At 42.1% G+C, this 4,126-nt stretch carries 4 protein-coding genes; all 4 read left to right on the top strand.

Features of this window, described 5'->3' with window-relative positions; all coding sequences use genetic code 11:
* The first annotated feature begins 123 nt into the window (after positions 1 to 123).
* Complete coding sequence (locus ACE1CC_RS34055) at positions 124 to 693, top strand: hypothetical protein (protein WP_413274867.1); 570 nt, start codon at positions 124 to 126, stop codon at positions 691 to 693.
* A gap of 165 nt (positions 694 to 858) precedes the next feature.
* Positions 859 to 1,296: a hypothetical protein gene (locus ACE1CC_RS34050; RefSeq protein WP_413274866.1), complete on the top strand. Its 438-nt coding sequence runs from the start codon at positions 859 to 861 to the stop codon at positions 1,294 to 1,296.
* A gap of 64 nt (positions 1,297 to 1,360) precedes the next feature.
* Entirely contained in the window at positions 1,361 to 2,449 is a 1,089-nt protein-coding gene (locus ACE1CC_RS34045) for an RNA-guided endonuclease InsQ/TnpB family protein (RefSeq protein WP_413274865.1), read from the top strand.
* Positions 2,450 to 3,087: 638 nt separating this feature from the next.
* Positions 3,088 to 4,126, top strand: a 1,039-nt coding sequence (locus ACE1CC_RS34040; protein ID WP_413274864.1) for a reverse transcriptase domain-containing protein, incomplete at its 3' end; no start/stop codon positions are given.

Genomic DNA, 4,126 nt, shown 5'->3' with positions numbered 1-4,126 from the left:
GAATCTTTGACTTTATTGAATGAACAAACTGCTCAATTAATGTCATTAAGTCCACATAAACGACCTTATTATCAGCGAGGTCGAAGAGCCGAGATGCTTATCCGGTCTACCTTTTAGCCATAGTTGTCACCCCGTCAGGTCGTCATAGAAGCAGCACATAGCTTAAATCATCAAGCAGCATCAGCATTACTAAAAACATTGGAATCACCAATTAATACGTTGTTTATTTTGCTTACCTCTCGGATTCAAGAAGTGTTACCAACAATTGTATCGAGGTGTCAGTTAATTCCTTTTCGTCGGTTATCCAATGATGATTTTGCTCAAGTGTTAACCCAAGTAGGAGAACAGCAGATTTTGGATAACCCGATGTTACTCAACATGGCACAGGGAAGTCCTGGTGCAGCAATTTCATCTTATCAAATGCTGCAATCAATCCCTGAAGAAGTTATCCAGCAATGTAGTAGTTTACCATCCAATTTAAGGGCAGCATTGTCATTGGCTAAAACAATTGACCATAGTTTAGAACACTCTCAGCAATTATGGTTGATAGATTATCTGCAATTATTGTGGTGGCATTCCTATCACCGGATTGACTTAATAGAAAAACTTGTCCAAGCTAAAGATGCACTCCTAAAATTGGCTCAAAATCGCTTAGTTTGGGAAGTTACGCTAGCAAATACTATTGCAGATTAAACAAGTAACTATCACGCATCTTGCTAGTGCTGTGAGGCAGAAATAACTAATCAGTTAAGAAAAGCAAGTCTTCTTCCCTTCTGCCTTCTGCCTTCTGCCTTCTGCCTTCTGCCTTCTGGCACTAGCTAACGCTAGGAGAATTGTGATAGTTATTTCTCTTAACTTATGCCACGCAAAAACTCAACCCAAGTTCTAGAAAAGTCTACTGTTACCGAAGTAGTTCCATCCCCTGTTGAAGGCGAAGAATTAACAAATGCTGATGCCGAACTTAGCCAAGTTAATAGTCAAGCACCCTCTAGCGATGAAGTCAAACTTCAATTTGAAGTAGAGGTAGAAACATTCAATTTTAAACTATCAACTGCCTTATTAGCAGTTCCCAATAAACCTACTCATCCTAGTTTAGGGAATGTATTAGTTGCAGCAATTGATGGGCAAGTAAAGCTAACTGGATTTGATTATAACTTGGGAATTACAGTTAGTTGTGAAGCCAATGTAGAACATCAGGGGATGGTGATACTACCAGCTAAACTATTACAAAGTATCACCTCTCGCTTACCAGTTGGTAAACTGATAGTTACAGCTAATGCTAAGTCAACAGATTGAGCGTAGCGAATCGACAATTTTGTGAATTTGTACTACTATAAAATTGGTAATTGGTCGATTAACAATGATAGTCTACGAGTTCAAGTTAAAAGGAAAACCAAAGCAGTATCAGGCAATTGACGAAGCGATTCGCACTTCTCAATTCATCCGCAATAAATGTTTAAGATATTGGATGGATAATAAAGGCGTGAGTGGCTACGACCTGAATAAATATACTGCCAGATTAGCCAAAGAATTCTCTTTTGCTTCGGAACTCAACTCGACAGCTAGACAGGCATCGGCAGAAAGATGCTGGGCTGGTATCTCCCGTTTCTTTGACAATTGTAAAAAGAAAGCACCTGGAAAGAAAGGCTTTCCTAGATTCAAAAAGAATCAACGCTCGGTAGAGTACAAGAAATCAGGATGGAAGCTTTCTGATAACAAAAAAACCATCACCTTTACCGACAAGAAAGGGATGGGTACTTTCAAGTTAATCGGAACTTACAATTTGCACTTTTACCAAATAGAGCAAATTCAAAGAGTTAGGTTAATCAAAAGAGCAGATGGATACTATTGCCAGTTCTGCATTAATGTTGATGTCAAGCAAACACTAGAGCCAACAGGTAGAAATATGGGATTAGATGTGGGATTAAATCACTTCTATACCGATAGTGAAGGGAACAAAGTAGATAATCCACGCTACCTGAGAAAAGCAGAGAAGAGATTGAAGCAGTTACAGCGTCGAGTTTCCAAAAAGGTTAAAGGCTCAAAGAATAGAAAAAGAGCAATTAACCGACTGGGTAGACAGCATTTGAAAGTTTCAAGGCAGCGCAAAGACTTTGCGGTAAAGACAGCAAGGTACGTAGTGATGTCTAACGACATTGTAGCTTTTGAAGACTTGAAAGTGCGAAACATGGTAAAGAACCGTCATCTAGCCAAGTCGATTAATGATGTAGCTTGGTCACAATTTCGGGAGTGGATACAATATTTCGCTCTCAAGTTTGGCAAGGTTGCTGTCGCAGTGCCACCTTATTACACTTCTCAAAATTGCTCAAAATGTGGCGCAACAGTGAAAAAGTCTCTCTCTATTCGCACCCATGTTTGTAAGTGTGGCGCAGTTTTAGACAGAGACGAAAATGCCGCGATTAAGTGCGATTCGTTTAGTCAAAACTGAGAAAGCAGGGGACGACTAGCAGTATCAAGTAACCAATAGGTTGAGAAGCACTTAAATCCTTGGTACTGACAACTTCATAGCCTTGTGAGTGAAGGCAAGTATCCTAGAAAGCCTAAGTCTCATCCCGAAGGTACATCGGTGAAAGCACACAGAGCGCGATTTATATCGCGTCCCCCCAGGTAGCGACTAGCCATCAATCCTGGAAGCGGGGGTGAAAGCGGAAAAGTGCTGACAGCCTAAAAGTCAGTTCCCCGTAAGCAAGTCCTTATGGATAACGAAAGTAAAGATGTATCAGAACCACCGTTACCGCAAACCAGTGAAATCAGGCTGATACACTGGGAGTCCCAAAAGGGCAAAGAACAGGGTAGTAGGAGGATTTGAATCGACCTACTAAGTGCCACCCGAAAACTCGGTGGAGAGCATCATCCTAACAGGACAAACCAAAGGTTATGAGGAACGAAGTAACCCATTTGATTACTCTCATTCAAGGTCGATTGAATGAGTAGTCAGCTAAGACGGAACCTCTAGGAAACTAGGTAACAAATGGGAGAGATTGAGTTAGAAGCGAACGCCCTATCTAACAGTAGGGATATGCTGACAGACTCACGGTGAAATAGAAGGTAGGGGTACAAGTAGCAATGAAGAAGGCTAAAGCCCAACAATCAGATAAAGATTGGTTGAGGATAGTATGGACATCGGATATACCTAACCAAGCCTGCGAAAACCCAACAGTTACCTGGAGGGATATCCAATGGAAGAAATTAGAACGTCAGGTGTTTAAGTTGCAAAAGCGCATCTACCAAGCGTCTCGTCGTGGTGATGTCAGAACAACTCGCGGACTCCAAAAGCTGTTGATGAAGTCCCAAGCTGCAAAATTATTAGCGGTGCGTAGAGTAACCCAGGATAACCAGGGAAAGAAAACGGCTGGTGTGGATGGGCAAAAAAGCCTGACCCCAAAGCAACGTTTTGAACTGACAAAACAACTAAGACTGGGTTCAAAGGTTAAACCAACCCGGAGAGTATGGATACCAAAACCGGGAACGGAGGAAAAAAGACCTTTAGGGATACCTACCATGAAAGACCGAGCATTGCAGGCGCTTGTCAAAATGGCACTAGAACCAGAATGGGAAGCGCGTTTTGAACCTAACTCATACGGGTTCAGACCTGGACGCTCATGCCAAGACGCTATCGATGCCATATTCTGTGCGATAAAGCAAAAAGCCAAATTCGTACTAGATGCAGATATAGCCAAATGCTTCGATAGAATCAACCACGAACAACTAATACGAAAAATCAATACCTTCCCAACCCTACGGAAACAAATCCGAGCATGGCTAAAGGCTGGCGTTATGGAAGGAAAACAGTTGTTCCCCACATCTGAGGGTACACCACAAGGCGGAGTAATATCCCCCTTACTGGCTAACATCGCCCTTCACGGGATGGAAAACGCAATCATGGAATCAGCAGATAGTTTCGACATGAAACGTCCTGACGGCACTCAACTAAGCAAGAGGGATAAAAGAAAATCTGTTAGCCTGATTCGTTACGCCGATGACTTCGTTATCCTCCACGAAGACATAACCATTGTCCAAAGATGTAAAGAGATAATCTCCGAATGGTTAAAAGGCATGGGTTTGGAATTAAAGCCAAGCAAAACCCGATTAGCTCATACCCTGA

It is taken from the genome of Floridaenema aerugineum BLCC-F46 (assembly GCF_041929345.1).
Taxonomy (GTDB): Bacteria; Cyanobacteriota; Cyanobacteriia; order Cyanobacteriales; family Aerosakkonemataceae; genus Floridanema; species Floridanema aerugineum.
Note: the sequence above shows the minus strand (reverse complement) of the source record. Positions and strands in the feature narration are given on the sequence as shown.